This window comes from Streptomyces torulosus (assembly GCF_001419765.1).
In the GTDB taxonomy this organism is placed as follows: Bacteria; Actinomycetota; Actinomycetes; order Streptomycetales; family Streptomycetaceae; genus Streptomyces; species Streptomyces torulosus.
Genome location: NZ_LIRK01000466.1, coordinates 1 through 20903, shown reverse-complemented (window position 1 = coordinate 20903; position 20903 = coordinate 1). Strand labels below are relative to the sequence as shown.

Below are 20903 nucleotides of genomic sequence, written 5' to 3'. Positions count from 1 at the left end.
GCGGCGGTGGTCGAGGCCCTGCGCCAGTCGGCCGAGAACCTGGGGCTCAGGCCTACGCCTTGAGGGGGACGGGTGTGACGTGCGTGGCTCCGTCGCGAGGGTGCGAGGGTGCGAGCAGGTGAGGGTTACGGCGGCAGAGGGGTGCCGGCGCGAGCGGCGCCGTGGGGGCGCGAGGCTCAGAGGGCGGGGGCGCGAGCAGGGCCGCAGGGCGGTGGCACGACGCCGTCGCGGGGGTGCGAGCAGGGGCGGGTGCGGCACAGCGGAGTGCGCTGTCAGAGGATCCGCGTGGCCGTGGGCCGTGCACCACGCCCGCGCCCTGCGCGTCTCGCGCCGCCGGGCTCCTGCCCGACGCGCCTGGCGGGCGATCCGGCGGAGGCGGTGCCCGGCGCCCCGGCGGACGCGTCGCCCGACGATCCCGCGGACGCGTCCCCGGCGATCCAGTGGACGCCCCGTCGGCGATCTAGTGCTGTGGCCGGAAAGCTCGCTGCGTCCGGTGCGGTGCCTCGCAAGGCGGAGCATGACCCGCGTACTGGATGTACTCGGGTCATGCGACAACGCCGCGAGGTGCCGTGCCGGGCGTCGCGAGCCGGTGAACCTTTCCGGTCACAGCACTAGCGGGTGGCCCCGGTGTGCTCCCGCACAGTGGCCGCCTCGCTCGCCGTCGTCCCGGCTCCTGGCTCGGCGCTCTTCTTCGCGAAGCCGCGCCGGCCCGGCAGGATGGCGAGGACGATCAGTGTTCCGGCGGCCATGATGATCCCGCCGATGAGGCTAGTCTGGGCGACTCCGTGGGCGAAGGCCTGGTGGACGGCGTCCACGGCGGCCTGGGCCTGCTGGGGCCCGGCGGAGGGATCCTGCGCGACCCGCTCCGCGACGGCCAGGCCGGCGCCGACCGAGTCCTTGGCGGTCTCCATCGCCTCCGCCGGGAGCCGGTTGCCCACCAGGTCGGTCAGCTCGTCCCGGTAGGCCGTGCCCAGCAGCGAGCCCAGCACCGCGATGCCCAGCGCCCCGCCCAGCTCCAGCGCGGTGTCGTTGACACCGCCGCCGACGCCCAGCTCGGACTCGGGGAAGGAGCCCATGATCGTGTCGGTCGCCGGGGAGATGGCCAGTCCGAGCGCGAGGCCCAGCATCATCAGCGGCGCCAGGAAGTCCCCGTACGTCGACCCCTTGTCGATCTGGGTGAGCAGGAACATGCCCGCCGTGCCGACGGCCATGCCGGTCACGGCCATCACCCTCACCCCCAGCTTCGGGGCGAGCACCCCGGTCACCGCGGACCCGAGGAACACCGCCCCGCCCAGCGGCAGCAGCCGTACACCCGTGTCCAGGGCGCCGTAGCCAAGGACGAACTGCAGGAACTGCGTCACGTAGTAGATCACGGCGAACATGCCGAAGAAGAAGAACGTCACCGCGAGCATCGAGCCGCTGAAGGGCCGCAGCGCGAACTTTCGGACGTCCAGCATCGGGTGCGGGTGCCGCAGCTCCCAGGCGACGAAGGCGACCAGACCGACACCGGCGACCACGGCGGCGGTGACGGGGCCGACGCCCCAGCCGGAGTGCGGGCCCTCGATGGCGGCGTAGATCAGGGAGCCGACCGTGACGATCGACAGCAGACCACCGCCGTAGTCGATCCGGCCCATGCCCTCCGCCTTGGACGGCGGTACCAGGGCGAGCGCGCCGAACACGGCGGCAACGGCTATCGGCACGTTGATCAGGAAGGTCGAGCCCCAGGCGTGGTCCTCAAGCAGCCAGCCGGAGACCAGCGGGCCGACGGCTACCGCCACCCCGGAGGTCGCGGCCCAGGCGGTGATGGCCTTGGCCCGCTCGCTCCGGGGGAAGGTCGCGACCACCAGGGACAGCGTGGCCGGCATCACGACCGCGGCACCGACACCCATGATCGCGCGGGCCACGATGACCAATGAGGTCTCGTCGACCATGCTTCCCATCACCGAACCGCCGGCGAAGATCAGCAGACCCAGCACCAGCGCGCCGCGCCGGCTGTACTTGTCGCCGATCGCGCCCAGCACCAGCATCAGCGCCGCGTACGGAACGGTGTAGGAGTCGACGACCCACTGCAGATCACTGCTGCTCAGGCCCAGGTCGGTGGTCATGTCGGGGGCGGCGACGATCAGCGACGTGTTCGCCATCACCGTGATCAGCAGGCTCAGGCACAGCACGAGCAGCGCCCACCAGCGCCGCGCGTAAGGCCCGGTCATTTTCTCCACGGGGGTGTTCGCAAGGAAGGGCATCAGTAGCTCCTGAGAGGGACGGGGCGGACGAGCGGAATCACGTAATTGCCCGTGGGGCGAGCGGGCGGCGGGCTGAGATCTCCGGGCTTCGAGATCATCCTGTGGCCCCTTGTGGGCTTCCCCCGGCGATCCCCTGGAGGGCCGCGTCGGTGTCCGCGATGGCCAGCATCCTGTTGATGTCGGCGCCGGCCAGTGCGCCGGCCGCTGCGGAGGTCCCGACCTGGGCGACCAGATCGGTGGCGTTGCCGGCCACCCACACACCCGGCACCTCGGTGGTGCCGGCCATACCGGAGGCGAAACCGCGGCCCGTCGGCAGGTCCCGCACCGGCAGGCCCAGACCTTCCAGACCCTGGGTGCGGGCCTGCATCGGCGCGGCGACCGCGACGACGCGGCGGGCCACGACCTGGCCGTCGGCCAGGCGCACCCCGGCGAGGGCACCGTCCTCGTCGTTGACGACCTCGGTGACCGGGGTGTCGATGACGCGGATGCCGCGGGCGGCGAAGCGGGCGCGGCTGTCCTCGTCCAGGTCGGTGCCGTGGGTGAAGTAGGTCAGGTCCTCGGTCAGCTGGCGGAACAAAAACGCGTGGCCGATGGAGGCCGGGCCGGTGGCGAGGATGCCGATGGGCTCATCGCGCACCTCCCAGCCGTGGCAGTACGGGCAGTGCACCACACTGTGCCCCCAGTGCTCGGCGAGCCCGGGCACCTGTGGCAGCACATCCGTGAGGCCGGTGGCCACCAGGATGCGGCGGGTGGTGATACGGCGGCCGTCGGCCAGGGTGACGGTGAACCGAAGGTCCCCGTCCGCCGACGGGGCGGCGGACTCGGCCGAGACCACCTCGCCGAACACGACGCGTCCGCCGTACTGGCGCACCTGCTCCCGGCCCCGTCGAAGGATCTCGGACGGCGGGGTGCCGTCCAAGACGATGAAGCCGTGCACGGCCTCCGCGGGCGCGTTGCGCGGGGAGCCGCTGTCGATCACGACGACCGAGCGGCGGGAGCGGGCGAGGATCAGTGCGCCGTTCAGCCCCGCGGCGCCCCCGCCGATCACCACCGCGTCGACGGTCCCCTCGGCCAGTGCGTCGCTCGCGTACGGAGGAGTCGCCACAGCCATGGCCTCCTGCGTTTCCTTATCAGTCATGGTTCGGTCAACCCTTCGAGTTCTGGGTGGTTGGAGGGGGGCAGCTGTTCAGAAAGCCGAGGATGTGGTCGGCGACCGTCTTGGGCTGTTCGAGGTGCAGGAAGTGCCCCGCGCCGAGGACAGCCCGACGTTCGTGATGTACAGATCCAGTCCGGCGATGAAACTCGCCGTCGCCAGGATCGCGAGGATCAGACAGGGCCTTGCAGGCCTGGAAGGCGTCGCAACGCCGGGCGGCGCGGAGGAGTTCACAAGCATGGGTTGCTCTCCATCGCGCCAGGCGTGCGCGCAGCCTGTCCGGTGAGCTCAGGACCGTTATGGACTGAACAGTCAGAAACCTAGGCGGTTCTGTACTGGGTTGTCAAATACGGTGGGTTGGCTTTACCTTCGATGTATGGCGAGACCACGAAGCTTCGACCCCGACTACGTCCTCCACGCCGCCGAGCGGCAGTTCCGCACCTCGGGCTACAACGGCACGAGCGTCGACGACATCAGCGCCGCCACCGGCCTGGGCCGCGGCAGCCTCTACGCCGCGTTCGACGGCAAGCACGGCGTGCTGCTGCAGGCGATGGCCGGCTACTTCGCCCGGCTGGGGCAGTTTGCGCCGAAGGCGCTCGCCGGACCGGACGAGGGTGCCCTGGAACGACTGCACGCGTACTTGCTCCGCGCCGTCCACGGGGTGCCACTCGCCGCCGACGTCCCCCCCGCCCCTGACCGGGCGGCGGCGGCCTGCTTCGCCGCCAAGATGGCCCTGGAGATCGGCGCCTCCGACTCCGAGGTGAAACGCCTGGCCAACGACTGCTTCTCCGTGCTCGCGACGGCGGTGGCCGATTGTGTGCGAGCGGCGCAGCGCAACGGCGACATCGACCCCGACGCGGATCCCGACGACCTTGCGTACCTTCTGCTGACCATCATCCGCGGGACCGATGTCGTAGGCGCGTACGGCCACAGCCCCGCCCGCCTGACCTCGATTGCGGAGAGCGCGTTCGCCTTGCTGCCTCGCCCGCGCCACCACTGACAAGGGCACGGCCGGCCTCATTGCACAGGCATCTGATGCGGTCGGCCCACTTCGACACCGCGGAGGCACGGCCCGTAGGTTTGCGCGCCGCCGTGACCTCGTATGTTGGCGCGTGCTGTGGTGTCCCGGTGTCGGCGTACACGTGAACGTGGCCCTGGCAAGATCTCCGTGAAGCTGGGTGTGCCACCGTGCGCCGACAGGCGGTGTCTCGGGTGTCGCAGAGTAGGCCTTGAAGCGGCGTCCCGTGTTGTCCCGTAGAACCTGGCTGTCAGTGCTGGGTGGAAGACTTCCCGGCATGATCGAACCGAATCCGAAAACAGACCTTCTGCGTTACCTGCAAGACGGCCGGGATGCCTTGTTGTGGAAACTCGATGGGCTCTCGGAGTTGAACTTGGTGACGGTGTCCCGGAGTCTCCTCTCGGTCTCTGGGACTTGGTGGGTCTCGGTGCGGACGCGTTCGTGGAACTCGTTCTTCAGGTCGACGTGCCGCTTGAGGAGGGCCATGCGGTGGACGTCGGCCTCTGTGGCGTGAGGCTGCAGTTGGAGACCGTGGCGTGTCCGGCCAGAAGCCGGTCCATGGCCGCGCGGATACGGGCGCGTTCGTGCCGGTGCTGCTGGTTCATGTGAGTGCCTCGGTGGGGTGGGCGGTCGCATCGTGGATGTCGGCCGTCTCACGGAGTCGGTTGGCGTTGACACGCAGGCGCTTGCTGACCGGGTCGGGGGCTCGAGATGCCAACTGGTCGAGTTCGTTGGCGCGTTCTCGGAGCAGGCGGGCATGGCTGTCGGTGCGGACGGTGTTGCCGCAGCCTGGTCGGCAGTCGTACTGCCGTGGGGCAGTTGCGCCGGGGTCAGGTTCGCATAGGGCGTTGTCGTGCTTGAAGGCGCAGATCAGGAACGCGGCGGGGTTGTCGTAGAGGACGATGCCGTCGCGGGCGAGGAAGGTGCTGGCCTTCTTCGCGAAGGTGCGGGGCACGATGCTGCCCTCGAAGCGGGGTGCGTTGGCGGCGGCGGTCAGGGCCCGGCGGACGGCAGGACCGGTCGCGCCATCCGGTGTCCGTGCGGTGCGACGCGGCGGACCGGGTGCGCCGGCAGGGGAGCTGACGGCCGACCCGATCAGCGACGACCCGGACACCACACCCTCGCTGCTGGTCATGGTCCGGGTGCTGGGCGAAGTGGTCGAGGCCACGGAGCGCCCCGCCGCTCCCCCGGCGAGTCCGACCGAGGCCCGCGTCCTGGCGCTGCTGGCCGGCGGCGCCACCACCGCGCGGCCCGCGCGGGAGACCGGCCTCACCGTCGACGGCGTCAACCACCACCTGCGCCGCCTGTCCGCCCGCTGGTCCGCCACGGGCCGCACGGAACTGGTGGCCCGCGCCTACGCCCTCGGCGTACTGGCCCCCGGGGTGTGGCCGCCCGCCCCCGCCTCGACGACAAAATCCATTGGCCCCTCCCCGGAAGTCTGAGTAGCTTAGGCCAGAACCTAGTGACCCTAGGTTTGAGTCATCGAAGCCCTTGCCCTACAGCCCCTTCCGGAGGACCGCCATGAAGCCGCTCACCGAGCAGGAGATCCGCAGCTCGTTCATCAACTGCTCCAAGGGCGAGGCGAAGCGCATCTCCCTCCCCCGCGACCTGGACGAACGCCCCTGGGACGACCTGGACTTCCTCGGCTGGCGGGATCCTGGGGCACCCGACCGCAGCTACCTGGTCACCGAACGCGGAGGCCGGCCGGTGGGGGTCACCCTGCGGTTCCCCTCCGCCCAGCGCGGCTTCCTGCACCGCAGCATGTGCTCCCTTTGTCTGACGACGCACCGGGGCAGCGGGGTCTCGCTGATGACGGCCCGCAAGGCGGGCGCGGCCGGTCGGGAGGGCAACTCGGTGGGGGTGTACATGTGTGCCGACCTGGCGTGTTCCCTCTACGTACGCGGCAAGAAGGCCCTCGACACGGGCAGCCGATTCGAGGAGAGCCTCACCACGGAGGAGCAGATCGCCCGGACGGTCGACCACCTGACCGCCTTCCTGGACAAGCTGTACGCCTGAACCGCCCGCCGCCGCAGGGGCCGCGATACGCCCGCGGGGTGAAACCGCACGCCCGCGGGGTGAAACCGCAGTACACGCGGGGGCAGCCCCCTCCTCCTGCCGAATCGTTCCGGTGATTAGGGTCCTCGGTCAGGAGTTCGGTGTACCGGCAAGGGGAACAGCGCAAGGATGCGAGACGTACGTGGTGTATGGGCCCTGATGCACACAAAGGTGTCCCGGTGGCGACAGGATCCGGTGGTCGTGCAGTCCGTGCGGTCGGCCGCGGCCGCATCGGTCGCCTACGTGGTGGCGCTGTGGTTCAGCACGTCACCGGCGCCGTTGACGGCACCGCTGACCGCGCTCCTCGTCGTCCAGGTCACCCTCTACGCCACGCTCACCAACGGCATCCGCCGGGTGAACTCGGTGGTCGCCGGCGTCGTCGTCGCCATCGGCTTCAGCGTGCTCGTCGGTCTGACCTGGTGGAGCCTCGCCCTGCTCATCCTCGCCTCACTGGCCGTCGGCCATCTGGTCCGGGTCAGCGAGTACGTGCCCGAGGTGGCGATCAGCGCGATGCTGGTGCTCGGGGTGACCAGGGTCGGGGACACGGCGTGGACCCGGGTCATGGAGACACTGATCGGCGCCGTCGTCGGACTCGCCTTCAACCTGCTGCTCGCTCCCCCGGTGTGGGTGGAGGCGGCCGGCGAGTCCATCGAGGACCTGGCCCGCCGTATGCGACGGCTGATGATCCGCGTCGGCGAGGAGGCCGTCGGCCGCCCCGCCTTCGAGGTGGCGGCGGCCCGGCTGCACGAGGCCCGTGAGCTGGACTTCGACATCGTCGAGGTCGACGCGGCCCTCAAGCAGGCCGAGGACAGCCTGAAGCTCAATCCGCGGGTCCGGGAAGGGCTGCTGCACCGGGTCGTGCTGCGCACCGGCCTCGACACGCTGGAGATCTGCACGGTGGTGCTGCGCGTGCTGGCCCGCACCCTCACCGATCTGGCCCGCGAACGGGAGCCCAGCCCGCTGTTCTCCGCCGAGGTGGGGGCGACCCTCGAACGGCTGCTCGGCGAGATCGGTGACGCGGTGGTCAGCTTCGCGGTCCTCGTCACCACCGACGTCAGCCGCAGCGCCGAGTCCGCGGAGGACCGCCTCGCCGCCGAGCTGTCGACGGCCGCCACGACCCGCGACAAGCTCGCCCAACTGCTGCTGGAGGACGTCCGGCGCGACCCGAGCGAGTGGCAGCTGTACGGCGCCGTGCTGACCGAGGTCAACCGCATACTGGACGAGCTGGACACCCAGCACCGCTCCCAGCGGCTGCTGGAGGAACTCGACCGCTGCACCCGCGAGCAGCGTGAGCGCTCCCCCCGCCTCACCGGCCTGCGCGATCGCCTGCGCATCGCGCTGCCCTCCCGGCGGAACCGCTCCGGCCCCGTCGGACGTACTAAGTCACAAGGCACGACGCGATGACGAGGGGAGCGTACGGAATGGCCGACGGCACCGTGCGGATCGACGGGACGACACTTCACCTGCCGGGTGGTGTGCGGGTGCGCTTCATCCGCACGCTGCGCCTGCCCGAGACGGGTACGCACCAGCTTCCGCCCGGTCTGGGCGACTTCCCGATCCGCCGGGTCGAGGACTATCCGCACACGGCCCCCGAGGAGATGCGGGCGCGCGGCGGGGTGATGCTCCCCGTGTATCTGCGCGAGGCGATGTGGCTGCACTTCGGCGGTTCCCTGGAGCCGGCCGCGCTCCAGGTCGGCGTCGGCAAGGTGTGCGCGGTGTCGGGTGAGCCGTGGAGCAACCGGCTCAGCCGGAAGCCGCAGAACTACGTGGTGCTGCCGCGTCAGCCGTGGCTCGACGGCATCAACTCCGGGAAGGGCACGGTCCGCCAGTTCGTCGCCGTCCCGCTGGGGCTCGGCGCGACGGTCGAGGGGCAGGTCACCGGCGAGGAGGTGTTCGGCGGGGTGCAGTTGCAGTCGTTCCCGCTGAACGACACCCAGCTCGCCGTCTGGCGGGAGGAGGAGCGGCAGAGGGCCGCGCGGGAGCGGAACTTCGGCCCGGTCGGCGGCTACGGCGGCCCGGTCCCGATGCCGCCGCCGGGCGCCGCCCCGATGCCCGCGCCCATGGCCGCGCCGCCCGGTGGCGCGCCCCTGCCTCCGCCGGCGCCGGGCGGCAGCCCGATGGCGTTCGCGGCGCCGGGTGCCGCGCCCGCGGCCCGTGCGGCGGTGCCACCGCGGGCGCCGGCCGCGATGGGGCTCGGTGTCGGCGGTTCGATGCGCCAGGAGGTCTACCAGGACACCTGGCCGCGCGGCAGCTGGGCGGAGCAGCCGGCCGGCCGGGTCTTCGTGCACCTCGTCACCCCGCCCGAGTGGCGCCGGATCACCGGTGAGGCCCCGCCGCCGTCGCCGGTGGACCGCGCGGCCTACACGAACGCGGGGCTCCCCTGGTTCGACTACTACGACCAGGACGGGCACGACGTCGAGCCCGCCGACGCGCTCGGCGCGGTCAAGCCGGTCGGCGACTGGCTCGGCACCGACCTCGATCCCTGGCAGCCGCCCGCCCCCGGCCAGATCAAGCCCCTCGGTGACGCGCCGGGCAGGCCGATCCAGGACGGCGACTGGTAACCGTCAGGCGGGCCCGCCCGGCGCCATCGGCCCGCGCGGGGCCGGGGCAGGACGGACCACGGGCTCGTGGAGTCCTCGACGGCGGGCGTTGCATGGCGTGCAACGCCCGCCGTCCGAGTTTTGCGTCGGGCCGCTCGGAGCCGTCAAGGTGGGGTTCGGACGGGACGAGCGAGACCTGGGGTGCGACGGATGGCGAGTGAGGCGGGGCGGGAGCCCGGGGCCTGGAGCAGGCGCCGAGTGCTGGGCATGCTGGCGGCGACGGCCGTACCGGCGTCCCTGGCGGGATGCTCCGGGTCCGAGGGGGCCGGCGCCTCGTCGCCCTCGTCGTCGTCCGCGCCGTCGGTGAGCGCCCCGGCGGCGGAGGCCGGCTCCCCCTCGGCGTCCCGCACCCCCACCGGCCCGAGGCCCTTGTTCCTCGGTACGTACACCTCGGCGGAGGGCGGCGGCACCGGTGTCGGCGTGGCGGTGTACGACGCCCGGAGCGGCCGGATCACGGGCCGGGGGACGATCGACGGTGTGGGCGACCCGTCGTATCTCGCGGTCCACCCGGACGGCCGGACGCTGTACGCGGTGAACGAGCGCCCCGAGGGCGGGGTGACCGCGGTACGGATCTCGGACCGGAAGGTCCTCTCCACCCGGAGCAGCGGCGGCGAGGCCCCCTGCCATCTCTCGGTGCACCCCGGCGGACGGTGGCTGCTCAGCGCGAACTACGGCACGGGCAGTGTCGCCGTGCACCCCATCGAGCCCTCGGGCGCCCTCGGCGCGCGTACGGACCTGGTCGTGCACGGCAGCCCGGCGCCGGGTCCGGGGCAGCAGGGGCCGCACGCGCACCAGATCGTCACGAGCCCCGACGGCGGTCATGTCCTCGCCGTCGATCTGGGCACCGACACGGTGTACACCTACCGCCTCGACGAGAGGCGCGGCACGCTGAGCGAGGTCTCGCGGGCGCGGACCCGGCCGGGCGCTGGGCCCCGGCACCTCACGTTCCACCCCGGAGGCCGGTACGCGTACCTCGCGAACGAGGTCGACGACACGGTGGTGGTCTGCGCCTACGACCCGGACAGCGGCCGGCTCACACCGGGCGGGCCCCAGTCCACGGGGACGGGGTCGGGCACGAACTATCCGGCGCAGCTGGTGGTGACGCCGAACGGCGCGTACGCGTATCTCGCCAACCGGGGGCACGACAGTCTGACGCGGTACGCGGTCGAGGCGGGGGGTGCCCGGCTGCGGCTGGTGGACACGGTGCCGGTGGGTGGGGAGTTCCCCCGTCAGATCGCCCTCTCCCCCGACGGCGGTCTGCTGTTCGCCGCGCTCCAGCGGTCGAGCGCGGTCAGTGTCTTCCGGGTCGATCCGGACTCCGGTGAACTGCGGCGGGCGGGTGAGCCGTTCGCGTCACCCGTCGCCGTCTGCGCGCTGCCGCTGTAGGGCGCGGGGGCAGGACGCGGCGCTCGCCTGGGACAGCAGGACGTGCATGCGTTCGGTGAGCTGCGCCATGTCGTCGGCGGGTGTGTGGAACGTCAGGCGTACGTCGCCGTTGGTGCGGGCCCGTTCGACGCGCAGGGTGAGGCCGTGGCGGTCGACGGCGAGCGGCTGGACGCGTACGGCGCCGTGCAGGCTGTCGTGCGGGAGGAGCCGGGTGAGTCGCTCGACGGCGTCGGGGTGGGCGTCGGCGAGGTGGGTCAGCAGCCTCGGCTCGGCCGTGGCCAGCGGGTCGGGTGCCGCGGCGGCGAAGTCGTCGAGGTCGACGACGACGGCGCCGGACGGCTCACGCAGCACGATCCGGGTGGGCCGGAACTCCAGGTCGCCGTCCTTGGACGCGAACCAGCCGGCGAGCCACAGCCGGGCCCGGATGCGGCCCCGCACAGGGACGGGCGCGACGTCGGCGAACTCCAGCACGGCGGACGGCTCTCCACGCGGCGCGCAGATCGCGGCGGCCATGAGCGTGCTGTCCTCGGGGACGCGCAGGATCACCCGGCCGTCCTCGGTGACGGTGTGCGCGCCGACGAACTCCTCGCGGCCGCCCTCGGCGGTCACCGCGCAGGACCACGCCGCCGCGAGCACCGAGCGGGCACGCTCCGCCGCGGCGGGCGCGGCCGTCCAGGTATGACGGTCACCCATCCCAAACCTCCCTTAGGTAAGCCTTGCCTAACTTATCGAAGATCCGGGCGTACGCCAACCAGCACCCGCCGATCCACGGGAACTTCAGGACAGACGGCGTCGACCGAGCGGCGCCGTGACGTTGTGGGCCTGGCAGGACGTGGACCTCAGGTCAGGGAGCGAGCACCCCGAACAGCGCCCGTACACACAGGTCCCGCACCTGCTCCCGTGACAGCTCCGAGCCCCGGAGCCACTCCAGGCAGACGGCCGTGGTGAACGACAGCCACCCCCGCACGGCGAGCCGGGTACCGGGCCGCCCGTCCAGCGCCGCCCCGAACTCCGCGTCCGCGGCGAGCGCCTGGAGGATCTGCGCCTCCTGGGCGGCGAGCGCCCGCTGGTAGACCCTGCGCACGACCTGGTCGCCGGTGGCGTCGGCACGGTGGAAGGCCCGGAAGCCGTGGGGATGCTCGTCGACGTACGCGAGGAAGACGTCGAGCCCGTTGGTGAGCCGCTCGCGGGCCGAGCGGCCGGGCGCCGGGGTCATCGTGCGCAGCATCCGCTCGCTCTCGCACTCCACGACGGCCGCGAAGAACTCCCGCTTGTTCGGGAAGTAGTGGTAGAGCAGCCCCCGCGAGACACCCGCGATCTCGGCCACCTGCTCGATCCACACGTCGTCATACGGACTCTCCGAGAACAGCCGGGCACCGACGTCGAGGAGCTGCTCCCGCCGCTCGGCGGTGCTGAGCCGGCGACGCGGACGCTCCCCCTGCTTGGCTGCCATGGCGTCACCTTACTTGACGTGAGTTCAACAACAGGTCGAGACTGAGCGCGTTATTGAACCCGAGTACAACAGCTTCGACGGGGCCTGCGCACAAGGGAGACGGTGCCATGACGGCGACGACGGGGACCACGGCCTCCAGGGGTTTCCGCAGCGCGGAGCTGGGCTGGCCCGAGCTGCACCGGATACCGCATCCGCCGCACCGGCTGCCCCTGATCGGCGACGCCCTCGGCTCCAACCCCCGTACTCCGGTCCAGGACTCCATGCGGCTCGGCCGGCGGCTCGGGCCGATCTTCCGGCGAAAGGCGTTCGGCAAGGAGATCGTCTTCGTGGGCGGCGCGGCTCTGGCGGCCGACATGGCGGACGAGTCGCGGTTCGCCAAGCACGTCGGGCTGGGGGTCGCCAATCTGCGGCCGGTCGCCGGGGACGGGCTGTTCACGGCGTACAACGACGAGCCCAACTGGCAGCTCGCCCACGACGTCCTGGCGCCGGGCTTCAGCCGGGAGGCCATGGCCGGGTACCACCCGATGATGCTCGACGTCACCGAACGGCTGATGGACCACTGGGACCGGGCGGGTGCGGCCGGTCGGCCCGTGGACGTGCCCGGCGACATGACGAAGCTGACCCTGGAGACGATCGCCAGGACCGGCTTCGGCCATGACTTCGGCTCCTTCGAGCGAGACCGTCCGCACCCCTTCGTCTCCGCGATGGTCGGCGTCCTCGCCTACGCCCAGCGCCGCAATGTCGTCCCCGACCCGCTGGCGCCGCTGCTGCTGCGGGCCGCCTCCCGGCAGAACGCCGCGGACATGGCGTTCCTGAACGACACGGTCGACGCGGTGGTGCGCACACGCCGGTCGTCCGGGGGCGGTGGTGGCGCCGGGGACCTGCTCGACCGGATGCTGGAGACCGCGCGTCCGGAGACCGGGGAGCGGCTGTCCGCCACGAACGTGCGCCGCCAGGTCCTCACCTTCCTGATCGCCGGGCACGAGACCACCTCGGGCGCCCTGTCGTTCGCCCTGCACTACCTTGCCCTGCGCCCCGAACTCGCCGCACGCGCCCGCGCCGAGGTGGACCGGGTGTGGGGCGACACGCCCAGGCCCGGCTACGACCAGGTCGCCAAGCTGCGCTACGTACGCCGGGTGCTCGACGAGACGCTGCGGCTGTGGCCGACGGCGCCCGCCTACTCGCGGGAGGCCCTGGAGGACACCGTGCTCGGCGGTGCCCATCCGGTGCGGCGCGGCGGCTGGGCGCTGGTGCTGACGACGATGCTGCACCGGGATCCGGAGGTGTGGGGCGCCGACGCCGAGACGTTCGACCCGGACCGCTTCGACGCGGCGGCCGTCCGCGCGCGGCCCCCGCACACCTACAAGCCGTTCGGCACGGGGGCACGGGCCTGCATCGGCCGCCAGTTCGCGCTGCACGAGGCCACGCTGGTGCTGGGGCTGCTGCTGCGCCGTTACGAGCTGCGGCCGGACCCGGCGTACCGGCTGAGCGTCACCGAGCGGCTGACGCTGATGCCGGAGGGGCTGCGGGTGGGTCTGGAGCGGCGCTCGGGGCACCGGCCCGAGGCCGCGGACACCGCGCCGGGCACGGGTGCCGAAGGCTCCGTCGAGGGCGCGCAGGCGGGCGCTTCCCCGTCACGCTGCCCAGTGACCGGGGCGGGTGACTGACGCCGGGAGGCGGGTGCCGGCGCTGCCCCGGGCCGCGTTGATCTGCGGCTGGGTGAGGAAGAAGGCGCCGGTCAGGTCGGCGTCGGTGAGGTTCGTGTCGCGCAGGTCCGCACCGATGAGGTCGGCTCCCCGCAGATCGGCGCCGGTCAGGTCGGCGGCTATCAGATAGGCGCCGCGCAGATTGGCCTTCCGGAGGTCGGCGCCCTTGAGTCGCGCGCCCATCAGGTCGGCTCCCCTGCGGTTCTTCGCGCGTCCCGCGCCCGCCCGCATGAGATCGCTGACCTTCAGCAGCACCTCGTTGACCCGCTGCCGGTGCGCGGCGACATCCAGCTCCGCCAGTTCCTCGGCGGTGCGCCGGGTCAGCCGCTCGGTCTCGTCGAGCGCCTTGCGGACCTCCGCGTGCGCCGGGCGGGCGGCGGGCAGCGTCAGGGCCTCGGTCAGGTACCAGAGGAGCTCGTGCAGGTGCCGTACGACCGGGAACACGTCGAACATCCGCCGGGCGTGCTCGCGGCCGCCCGAGCGCCAGTCCCGGCCGCCGAAGGTGACCTGGGAGACCTTCTGTCCGGCGCCGAAGCAGTCGTAGACGGTGCAGCCGGTGAAGCCCTCGTCCCGCAACCGTGTGTGGATACCGCACCGGAAGTCGTCCCGGAGGTTCCCGCAGGGCTTGCCCGCGGCCTTGTCGACGGCGAAGTCCGCCGAGGCTGCGAAGGGCAGCACCACACAGCACAGCCCGAAGCAGTTGCCGCAGTCGGCCCGCAGGTCGTGCGGGGCGGGCGGGTCCTGCCCAGTGTGCGGGTCCTGCGTGTCCTGCGGGGCGCGTGGGGCCTTCGGGTTGAGCACATCACCGGATGGTCGTTCCATACGGCTCACCCTAACGACGCCGGACCGGGGCCGGGCACGTCGTTTCAGCGGGGGAACACCTCGAAGGCCACGGCCGGGGTCCCGCCGAAGCGTTCCCCCGCCGCCCGGGCGTGGCCGGTGAGGAAGTCCCGGGCGTAGGTCTCGGGGTCCTGGTCGGTCAACGTCTCCAGGTAGGTGCGGTGTTCGAGGAGGGAGGCGACGGCGCGGTCGAGGCCGGGGGTCGCGTCGACGGCATGCGTGGGCTGCGGGGAGCCGGCGACGGCCACCCAGCGGACGCCGTCCCACGGCTCCAGGCCCTGCTCGACGAGGTCGGGGAAGATCCAGCGGTTCCCGGCGTCGCCGGCGGCGTCCAGGGTGGCGCGTCCCACCGCGACATGGTCGGGGGTGTTCCAGACGGTGCCGCCCCAGGTGTCGCGGTGGTTCAGGGTGATCACCAGTTCGGGGCGGTGTCTGCGGATCGCGGCGACGATGTCCCGGCGCAGGGCGGTGCCGTACTCGATGACACCGTCCCGGTGGTCGAGGAACTCCACCACCGAGACGCCCACGACGGCCGCACTGGCCCGCTGCTCCCGCTCGCGCAGCGGGCCGCAGCTCGCGGGCTCCAGGGTGTCGATGCCGGCCTCGCCGCGGGTGGCCAGGACGTACGCCACCTCGCGTCCGGCGTCGGTCCAGGCGGCGACCGCCGCCGCGCAGCCGTACTCGAGGTCGTCCGGGTGGGCCACCACGGCGAGGGCGCGCCGCCAGTCGTCGGGCAGCGGCAGGAGCCGGTCGGTCGGTGCGTCGGTCATCGTCACTCCTCGTCGCGCGCCAGCGCCAGCAGCCGGTCCAGGACCCGCGGTCCGCCGGCCCGTACGCCGTCGTGTTCGAACTCGTCGGTGACCCAGGTGCGCAGGCCCCGGACGGCCCTGGCCGTCTCCAGCGAGTGGGCCGTGTCGACGTACATGTCGTCGTGGTAGATCGCGGCGGCGACCGGCACCTCGTTGACGGCGAGCCGGTCCGGGTCGTACAGAGGTGCCCAGCCCCGCTCCCGCGCCAGGTCCTCGGCCGTCTCGCGCAGTGGGCGCAGGGCGGGATCGTTGTCGAACATCCAAGGGTGCACGGACTCGCCCGTGAACAGCAGCGGGCCGTCACCGGTGAGGGTCTTGGCGGCGTCGAACTGCGGGAACCGCGCCCTCACCCGCTCGGCGGCCCAGTTGGTGGGGCCCGGGTCCTGGCCGTAGATCGCCTCGTGCAGGAGCGCGTACAGCGGGTGGCCGGCGTACGACAGCAGCCCCTGGACCTCCTCCTGGAAGGCGTCGGCGAGGGCGGGGCCCTGCGGGGTGCGTACGAAGGCGTCCTCCAGCAGGAAGTGCAGCCGGTGGCTGCCGTCGGAGCGGCCGAGCATGATGCCGAGCGACTGGAACGCCTCGACGGTGAACCGGTAGCCGTTCGGCAGCACCACCTCGTGCTGGAGGAGGTGCTCGGCGATCCGGCGGGCCCGCTCGACGTCCTGTGGGTAGCGGGCGTAGTGGGCGGCGACCTTGCGTTCGATGCGCGGGTAGGCGGCGTGGTACACGTCGTCGGCGGTCGCGTCGAGGGAGGGCAGTCCGCCGGTGATGAGGGCGGTGCTCAGCCCCTCGGGGGCGAAGGACAGATAGGTGACCGCGCAGAAGCCGCCGAAGCTCTGGCCGAGGACGGTCCAGGGGGCGCCGCCGGTGACCTCGCGGCGGATGGCCTCGCAGTCGCGGACGATGGAGTCGGCGCGGAAGCGGGCGAGGTAGTCGGCCTGCTCCGCGGGGCCGCCGCGCAGCGGGAGCGTCTGGCGGTTGGCCGGGGTGGAGGCGCCGGTGCCGCGCTGGTCGAGGAGCAGGACGCGGTACTCCTTCAGGGCCCGGTCGAGCCATGCCTGGCGGCCGACGAAGCGGTTGGCGCCGAAGCCGGGGCCGCCCTGGAGATAGAGCAGCCAGGGCAGGTCCTGGCCGGCCTTGTCGCCCGCGACGACCTCACGCCCGTACAGCTCGATCCGCTCCCCCGCCGGGTCGTGGTGGTCGAGGGGGACGCTGAAGCGGCGGTCGGTGAGGACGACACCGGGCTGCCGGTAGCTGACGGACAACAGGGCTCCTTGGGCGGACGGATTCCGGACCGTGAGCCGGTCCAGCACAGATTCTCCGCCCCGTCGAGCCCGTGGATCAAGAAGATCCCGCTCTGTTCCGGGTCAGGTTGCTGACTTCCCGGTCAGTACGGGCGGCGGTGACGGCGCCCCGTCGGCTGAACGGCCGGTCAGCGCGCCGAGAGGCTGGAGCGGCGCACCACCAGCTCCGGCTGGAGGACGACCCGCCGGTGCTCGTGCGCGGTCGGCGCGGTGTCGGCCTCGGTCTCCTCCAGGAGCAATTCGGCGGCGAGGGCGCCCATGGTGACGGCGGGCTGGCGCACGGAGGTGAGGGGGACGGCGGCCGCGGCGGCGAACTCGATGTCGTCGTAGCCGACGATGGCGAGGTCGTCGGGGACGCTGACGCCGGCCGCGTACATGGCCTGGAGGACGCCGAGGGCGAGCAGGTCGTTGGCGCAGAACACGGCGGTCGGGCGGTCGGCCAGGCCGAGGAGACGGGCGCCCGCGTCCCGGCCCGCGGCCACGTCGAGGCGCTCGGTCGGCAGTTCCCGCAGGGAGTCCGGGCCGAGGCCCGCCTCCTCCAGCGCCTTCAGGGCGCCGGTGCGGCGGTCGCGGACCTGGTTGAGGCCCGAGGGGCCGCTGACGTAGGCGATGGAGCGGTGGCCCGCGTCCACCAGGTGGCGTACGGCGAGCGCGCCGCCGGCGACGTCGTCGACGGAGACCGAGCACTCGGTGGTGCCCTCGGCGACGCGGTCGACGAGGACGAAGGGGATGCCGTGGCGGCGGAACGCCTCGATGTTGCGTCCGGTCGCGTCGGCGGGCGTCAGCAGGACGCCCCGGACGCGCTGCTCGGCGAAGAGCGACAGGTACTCGGACTCCTCGCCGGCGCTCTGGGCGCTGTTGCAGACCATCACGCCGAGCCCGGCGTCGCGCGCGGCCCGCTCGGCACCGCGCGCGACGTCGACGAAGAAGGGGTTGCCCATGTCGAGCACGAGCAGTCCCATGATCCGGCTCCGCCCGGCCCGCAGCTGGCGCGCCGACTCGCTGCGGACGTAGCCGAGGCGGTCGATCGCGGCGAGCACGCGGGCCCGGGTCCCGGAGGCCACCGAATCCGGCCGGTTGATGACGTTCGACACCGTGCCGACGGAGACTCCGGCGGCAGCGGCGACGTCCTTGATACCCACCGACTGGGCCATGGGGTGGGGACCTCCAGGAAGGTGCGGAGCGGCGGGCGTACGTTCACACTACCTTCGAGCCACCACGGGAATGGCCGCGTCGGGCGCGGGAACGCCCCGTCGTACGGGAATCAGGCGGGGAGGGCGAAGTCGATGACGCGGAGCGCCGACGGCGTGGTTCCGCTGGACTTCACCTGGTACATCACGGACAGGACATTGTCCTGTGCGATCCGGGTCTCGTCGATGACGACCTCACCGAAGGCGTTGAGGGCGCTGGGGTCGAACAGGGACTTCCAGTCGGTGTATCCGGAGGCGGCGGACGCCCCCCATATCCGGCCGAAGGGCAGGATCGCGTACGCGTTGTTGTACTTGTCGAGGGCCAGCTTGGTGCGCTGGCTGGAGCCGAGCGCGACCGGGATCTCGGTCTTCTGCCAGGTGCCGGAGGAGTTCTTGCGGACGTGGAAGGCGCGGCCGTTCGCGGTGCGGTCGGTGACGTAGTTCGTCGTGCACTGGCCGAAGCGGCCGGGGACGTAGCTGATGATCGCATGCGGGCGGCCGGCTGAGTCGGTGAACTGGCTCTCCTGGTTCATCAGCGAGTGGTCCGGGTTGAGCGGGTCGACGACGAGCCCGGAGTCGGTGACGGCGACCTTGTCGGAGCCGCCGGTGGTGCCGACGACGGTGCCCGCGTGGGTGCGCCAGGTGCGGCCGCGGTCGTCGGAGTAGACGTAGCCGGTGTCGTGGTTGGTGATGCCGCCGCCGTTGCACATCACGGCGCCGTTCTGCTCGCGCCAGGTGAAGAAGGAGTGCAGCCGGCCGTTCCTGTCGTAGTCGATGCCGTGCAGGTACATGTTGCGGGCGGTGGAGGAGCCGTGCTCACTGGTGTACGTGCCGGTGGAGCTGCTCCACTCGCCGAGGTTGGTCCAGGACGTGCCGTCGTACTCGGCGAGGGCGTTGCGGCCGTTGCCGGAGATGCCGACGCGGTAGCTGAGTTGGAGCTTGCCGTCGGGCGTCGAGAGGAACTGCGGGTAGGTGAACTGCGAGGTGAGGGCGAGCCCGTCGAGGGTGGACTGGGGGGCGCCGAAGCGGCTCGCGGTCCAGCTCAGGCCGGCCGGGTTGTCCATGAGGCCGGCGACCGACTTGACGTAGGTGAAGCCGTCGCTGTGGGAGTCCATGTTGAGATGGAGGCGGCCGTCGACCTTGGAGACGCCCATGGAGATGACGTTGTGGGAGTCGTTGTAGCGCAGGGTGTGGCCGACCTTGACGGTGGACCAGGTGCCGGAGCCGACGGCGCGGCGGCCGACGACGGCGTTGCGGTCGGCGGTGTACCAGACGGCGTACTGGTGGCCCTTGTAGGTCAGCAGACCGTTCTTCTGGAACGCGTTGTTGTTGACCAGCCCGTCGTATGAGACGAAGTAGATGGCCTGGCTGTCCAGCAGGGTGGTGCCGGTCTGGCTGACCGAGGGGCCCGGGTCGGCGGCGCGGGCGGTGGCGGCGCCGAGGGCGGGGGTCACCACGGCGCCTGCGAGGGCGGCGCCGAGCACGGTACGTCTCTTCATCTCGGGGACTCCGTTGTCGTGCGAAATGGGGAGGGGTGAGGGGAGCGGCGGGGCGAGCGGGGGCTCAGGCCAGGTGGAACACCTCGGTGAGGGGCTTCATGGCCTCGTCGGGGCGGGCGCCGTCGAGGGACTCGAAGAAGGGTCCCATCTCGTTCTGCCAGCGGGCGTTGACCTCGGTGGCCTCCATGCCGGCGAGCGCGGCCTGGAAGTCCTCGGTCTCCAGGTAGCCGACGAGGAGGCCGTCGTCGCGCAGGAAGAGGGAGTAGTTGTGCCAGCCGGTGGCCGAGAGCGCTTCGAGCATCTCCGGCCACACGGCGGCGTGCCGCTCGCGGTACTCGTCGATCCGGTCCTCGCGGACCTTGAGCAGAAAGCAGACGCGCTGCATGAGTTACCGCTCCTGGGGGGTGAGGGGGGTGGCTGTGACGCGTTCCGGTGACGGTGATCAGGGGACTGGGCGGCCGGGCGGGCCGTCAACCGGACCGCCGGTCCATCGGACCCGGTGCATCGGACCGCCGGTCCATCGGTCAGAAGTCGAACTTGTCGATGTTCTCCTTGGTGAAGACGGTGGGCTTGCCGAGGTTGATCACACCGTCCTTGCCGATGGTGTACTCGCCCATGTCGCCGGCGGTGAAGGTCTCGCCCTCCTTGCCGGTGATCTGGCCGGAGACCAGCGCGACGCTGGTGCGGGCGGCCAGCTCGCCGAGCTTCGCCGGGTCCCACAGCTCGAAGCCCTCGACGGTGCCGTCCTTGACGTACTTGCGCATGTCGTTGGGGGTGCCGAGGCCGGTCAGCTTGACCTTGCCCTTGTACTTGGAGCCCGACAGGTACTGGGCGGCGGCCTTGATGCCGACCGTGGTCGGGGAGATGATCCCCTTCAGCTTCGGGTACTCCTGGAGCAGGCCCTGGGTCTGCTGGAAGGACTTCTGGGCGTCGTCGTCGCCGTAGACGACCTTGACGAGCTTGATGTTCTTGTACTTCGGGTCCTTGAGCTCGTCCTTCATGAACTCGATCCAGGTGTTCTGGTTGGTCGCGGTCTGCGCGGCCGACAGGATCGCGATCTCGCCCTTGTAGCCGATCTGTTCGGCGAGCAGCTGGACCTCGGTGCGGCCCAGGTCCTCGGCGCTGGCCTGCGAGACGAAGGCGTTGCGGCACTCGGGCTTGGTGTCGGAGTCGTAGGTGACGACCTTGATGTCGTTGGTCATGGCCTGCTTGAGGGCGGTGCACAGGGCGCCCGGGTCCTGCGCGGAGACGGCCATGGCGTCGACCTGCTGCTGGGTGAGGGTGTTGACGTAGTTCACCTGGCCGGAGGTGTCGGTGGCGCTGGAGGGGCCGACCTCCTTGTAGCTGGAGCCCAGCTCCTTCAGGGCTGTCTCGCCGCCCTTGTCGGCGGAGGTGAAGTACGGGTTGTTGACCTGCTTGGGCAGGAAGCCGACCGTCAGGCCCTTCTTCAGCTCGGCGTTCGGGTCGGCCTTGCCGGTCGCGCTCGCCGAGGCGGCGTCGTTCTTGACGTCCTCCTTGGTGGTGCCGCCGCAGGCGGTGGCCGCCAGGGCGAGGGAGGTGACGGCCGCGAGCGCCGCACAGGAGCGACGGAGGGTTGCCTTGCGCATGAGGATTCCTTGGATACGGAGGGACGGGCGGGTGTGCGGG

Annotated in this window: 20 protein-coding genes and 1 pseudogene; 8 read left to right on the top strand and 13 right to left on the bottom strand. The window is 71.8% G+C overall.

Features of this window, described 5'->3' with window-relative positions; all coding sequences use genetic code 11:
* Window positions 1-611: 611 nt before the first annotated feature.
* Together AOK23_RS29545 and AOK23_RS29540 are read right to left on the bottom strand one after the other, a co-directional pair.
* Complete coding sequence (locus AOK23_RS29545; RefSeq protein WP_055715651.1) at window positions 612-2243, bottom strand: MFS transporter; 1632 nt, start codon at window positions 2241-2243, stop codon at window positions 612-614.
* A gap of 94 nt (window positions 2244-2337) precedes the next feature.
* Window positions 2338-3354, bottom strand: a complete 1017-nt coding sequence (locus AOK23_RS29540; protein WP_055715650.1) for an NAD(P)/FAD-dependent oxidoreductase — start codon at window positions 3352-3354, stop codon at window positions 2338-2340.
* 25 nt (window positions 3355-3379) lie between these two features.
* On the opposite strand from AOK23_RS29540, the gene AOK23_RS29535 reads away from it, so the two are divergent.
* Together AOK23_RS29535 and AOK23_RS29530 are read left to right on the top strand one after the other, a co-directional pair.
* Window positions 3380-3682, top strand: coding sequence for a hypothetical protein (locus tag AOK23_RS29535; RefSeq protein WP_157878190.1), 303 nt, complete (start codon window positions 3380-3382; stop codon window positions 3680-3682).
* A 90-nt stretch (window positions 3683-3772) separates the two neighbouring features.
* On the top strand, window positions 3773-4396 hold the full coding sequence (locus AOK23_RS29530; RefSeq protein WP_055715648.1) for a TetR/AcrR family transcriptional regulator: 624 nt from the start codon (window positions 3773-3775) through the stop codon (window positions 4394-4396).
* Between the two features lie 390 nt (window positions 4397-4786).
* Here AOK23_RS29530 and AOK23_RS50475 read toward each other — a convergent pair.
* Both AOK23_RS50475 and AOK23_RS29520 read right to left on the bottom strand, forming a co-directional pair.
* Window positions 4787-5019, bottom strand: a pseudogene (locus AOK23_RS50475) (hypothetical protein); the annotation flags it as partial.
* A complete protein-coding gene (locus AOK23_RS29520; RefSeq protein ID WP_206336318.1) occupies window positions 5016-5369 on the bottom strand; it encodes a DUF6381 family protein in 354 nt (117 codons plus the stop codon). The pseudogene AOK23_RS50475 and the gene AOK23_RS29520, both read right to left, overlap by 4 nt.
* Before the next feature lies 1 nt (window position 5370).
* Here AOK23_RS29520 and AOK23_RS29515 point away from each other — a divergent pair, with 1 nt between their 5' ends.
* The 5 genes from AOK23_RS29515 to AOK23_RS29495 all read left to right on the top strand — a co-directional run bounded on the left by AOK23_RS29515 (window position 5371) and on the right by AOK23_RS29495 (window position 10455).
* Window positions 5371-5856 (top strand): helix-turn-helix transcriptional regulator, encoded by a 486-nt coding sequence (locus AOK23_RS29515; RefSeq protein WP_420823763.1) that lies wholly within the window; start codon window positions 5371-5373, stop codon window positions 5854-5856.
* Between the two features lie 79 nt (window positions 5857-5935).
* On the top strand, window positions 5936-6430 hold the full coding sequence (locus tag AOK23_RS29510; RefSeq protein ID WP_055715647.1) for an FBP domain-containing protein: 495 nt from the start codon (window positions 5936-5938) through the stop codon (window positions 6428-6430).
* A 168-nt stretch (window positions 6431-6598) separates the two neighbouring features.
* Window positions 6599-7873 (top strand): FUSC family protein, encoded by a 1275-nt coding sequence (locus AOK23_RS29505; RefSeq protein ID WP_055715646.1) that lies wholly within the window; start codon window positions 6599-6601, stop codon window positions 7871-7873.
* 17 nt (window positions 7874-7890) lie between these two features.
* Entirely contained in the window at window positions 7891-9030 is a 1140-nt protein-coding gene (locus tag AOK23_RS29500) for a hypothetical protein (RefSeq protein WP_055715645.1), read from the top strand.
* 189 nt (window positions 9031-9219) lie between these two features.
* Entirely contained in the window at window positions 9220-10455 is a 1236-nt protein-coding gene (locus AOK23_RS29495; RefSeq protein ID WP_055715644.1) for a lactonase family protein, read from the top strand.
* Here AOK23_RS29495 and AOK23_RS29490 read toward each other — a convergent pair.
* Together AOK23_RS29490 and AOK23_RS29485 are read right to left on the bottom strand one after the other, a co-directional pair.
* On the bottom strand, window positions 10423-11148 hold the full coding sequence (locus AOK23_RS29490; RefSeq protein ID WP_055715643.1) for a DUF2470 domain-containing protein: 726 nt from the start codon (window positions 11146-11148) through the stop codon (window positions 10423-10425). The two genes, AOK23_RS29495 and AOK23_RS29490, sit on opposite strands and share 33 nt — an antisense overlap.
* Window positions 11149-11299: 151 nt before the next feature.
* Entirely contained in the window at window positions 11300-11908 is a 609-nt protein-coding gene (locus AOK23_RS29485) for a TetR/AcrR family transcriptional regulator (RefSeq protein ID WP_055715642.1), read from the bottom strand.
* 107 nt (window positions 11909-12015) lie between these two features.
* On the opposite strand from AOK23_RS29485, the gene AOK23_RS29480 reads away from it, so the two are divergent.
* Entirely contained in the window at window positions 12016-13575 is a 1560-nt protein-coding gene (locus AOK23_RS29480) for a cytochrome P450 (RefSeq protein WP_055715641.1), read from the top strand.
* Here AOK23_RS29480 and AOK23_RS29475 read toward each other — a convergent pair.
* The 7 genes from AOK23_RS29475 to rhaS all read right to left on the bottom strand — a co-directional run bounded on the left by AOK23_RS29475 (window position 13543) and on the right by rhaS (window position 20863).
* Window positions 13543-14436 (bottom strand): pentapeptide repeat-containing protein, encoded by an 894-nt coding sequence (locus AOK23_RS29475; RefSeq protein WP_079049775.1) that lies wholly within the window; start codon window positions 14434-14436, stop codon window positions 13543-13545. The two genes, AOK23_RS29480 and AOK23_RS29475, sit on opposite strands and share 33 nt — an antisense overlap.
* 44 nt (window positions 14437-14480) lie before the next feature.
* Window positions 14481-15224 (bottom strand): PIG-L deacetylase family protein, encoded by a 744-nt coding sequence (locus tag AOK23_RS29470; RefSeq protein WP_055715640.1) that lies wholly within the window; start codon window positions 15222-15224, stop codon window positions 14481-14483.
* 2 nt (window positions 15225-15226) lie between these two features.
* The gene (locus AOK23_RS29465) at window positions 15227-16528 is read right to left on the bottom strand and encodes an alpha/beta fold hydrolase (protein ID WP_055715639.1); all 1302 of its coding nucleotides are present in this window, start codon (window positions 16526-16528) and stop codon (window positions 15227-15229) included.
* A gap of 167 nt (window positions 16529-16695) precedes the next feature.
* Window positions 16696-17721: a LacI family DNA-binding transcriptional regulator gene (locus AOK23_RS29460; RefSeq protein WP_055513444.1), complete on the bottom strand. Its 1026-nt coding sequence runs from the start codon at window positions 17719-17721 to the stop codon at window positions 16696-16698.
* A 110-nt stretch (window positions 17722-17831) separates the two neighbouring features.
* On the bottom strand, window positions 17832-19256 hold the full coding sequence (locus AOK23_RS29455; RefSeq protein ID WP_055715638.1) for a BNR repeat-containing protein: 1425 nt from the start codon (window positions 19254-19256) through the stop codon (window positions 17832-17834).
* A gap of 64 nt (window positions 19257-19320) precedes the next feature.
* Window positions 19321-19641, bottom strand: coding sequence for an L-rhamnose mutarotase (locus tag AOK23_RS29450; RefSeq protein ID WP_055715637.1), 321 nt, complete (start codon window positions 19639-19641; stop codon window positions 19321-19323).
* Window positions 19642-19780: 139 nt separating this feature from the next.
* Window positions 19781-20863: a rhamnose ABC transporter substrate-binding protein gene (gene rhaS / locus AOK23_RS29445; protein WP_055715636.1), complete on the bottom strand. Its 1083-nt coding sequence runs from the start codon at window positions 20861-20863 to the stop codon at window positions 19781-19783.
* Window positions 20864-20903: the final 40 nt, after the last annotated feature.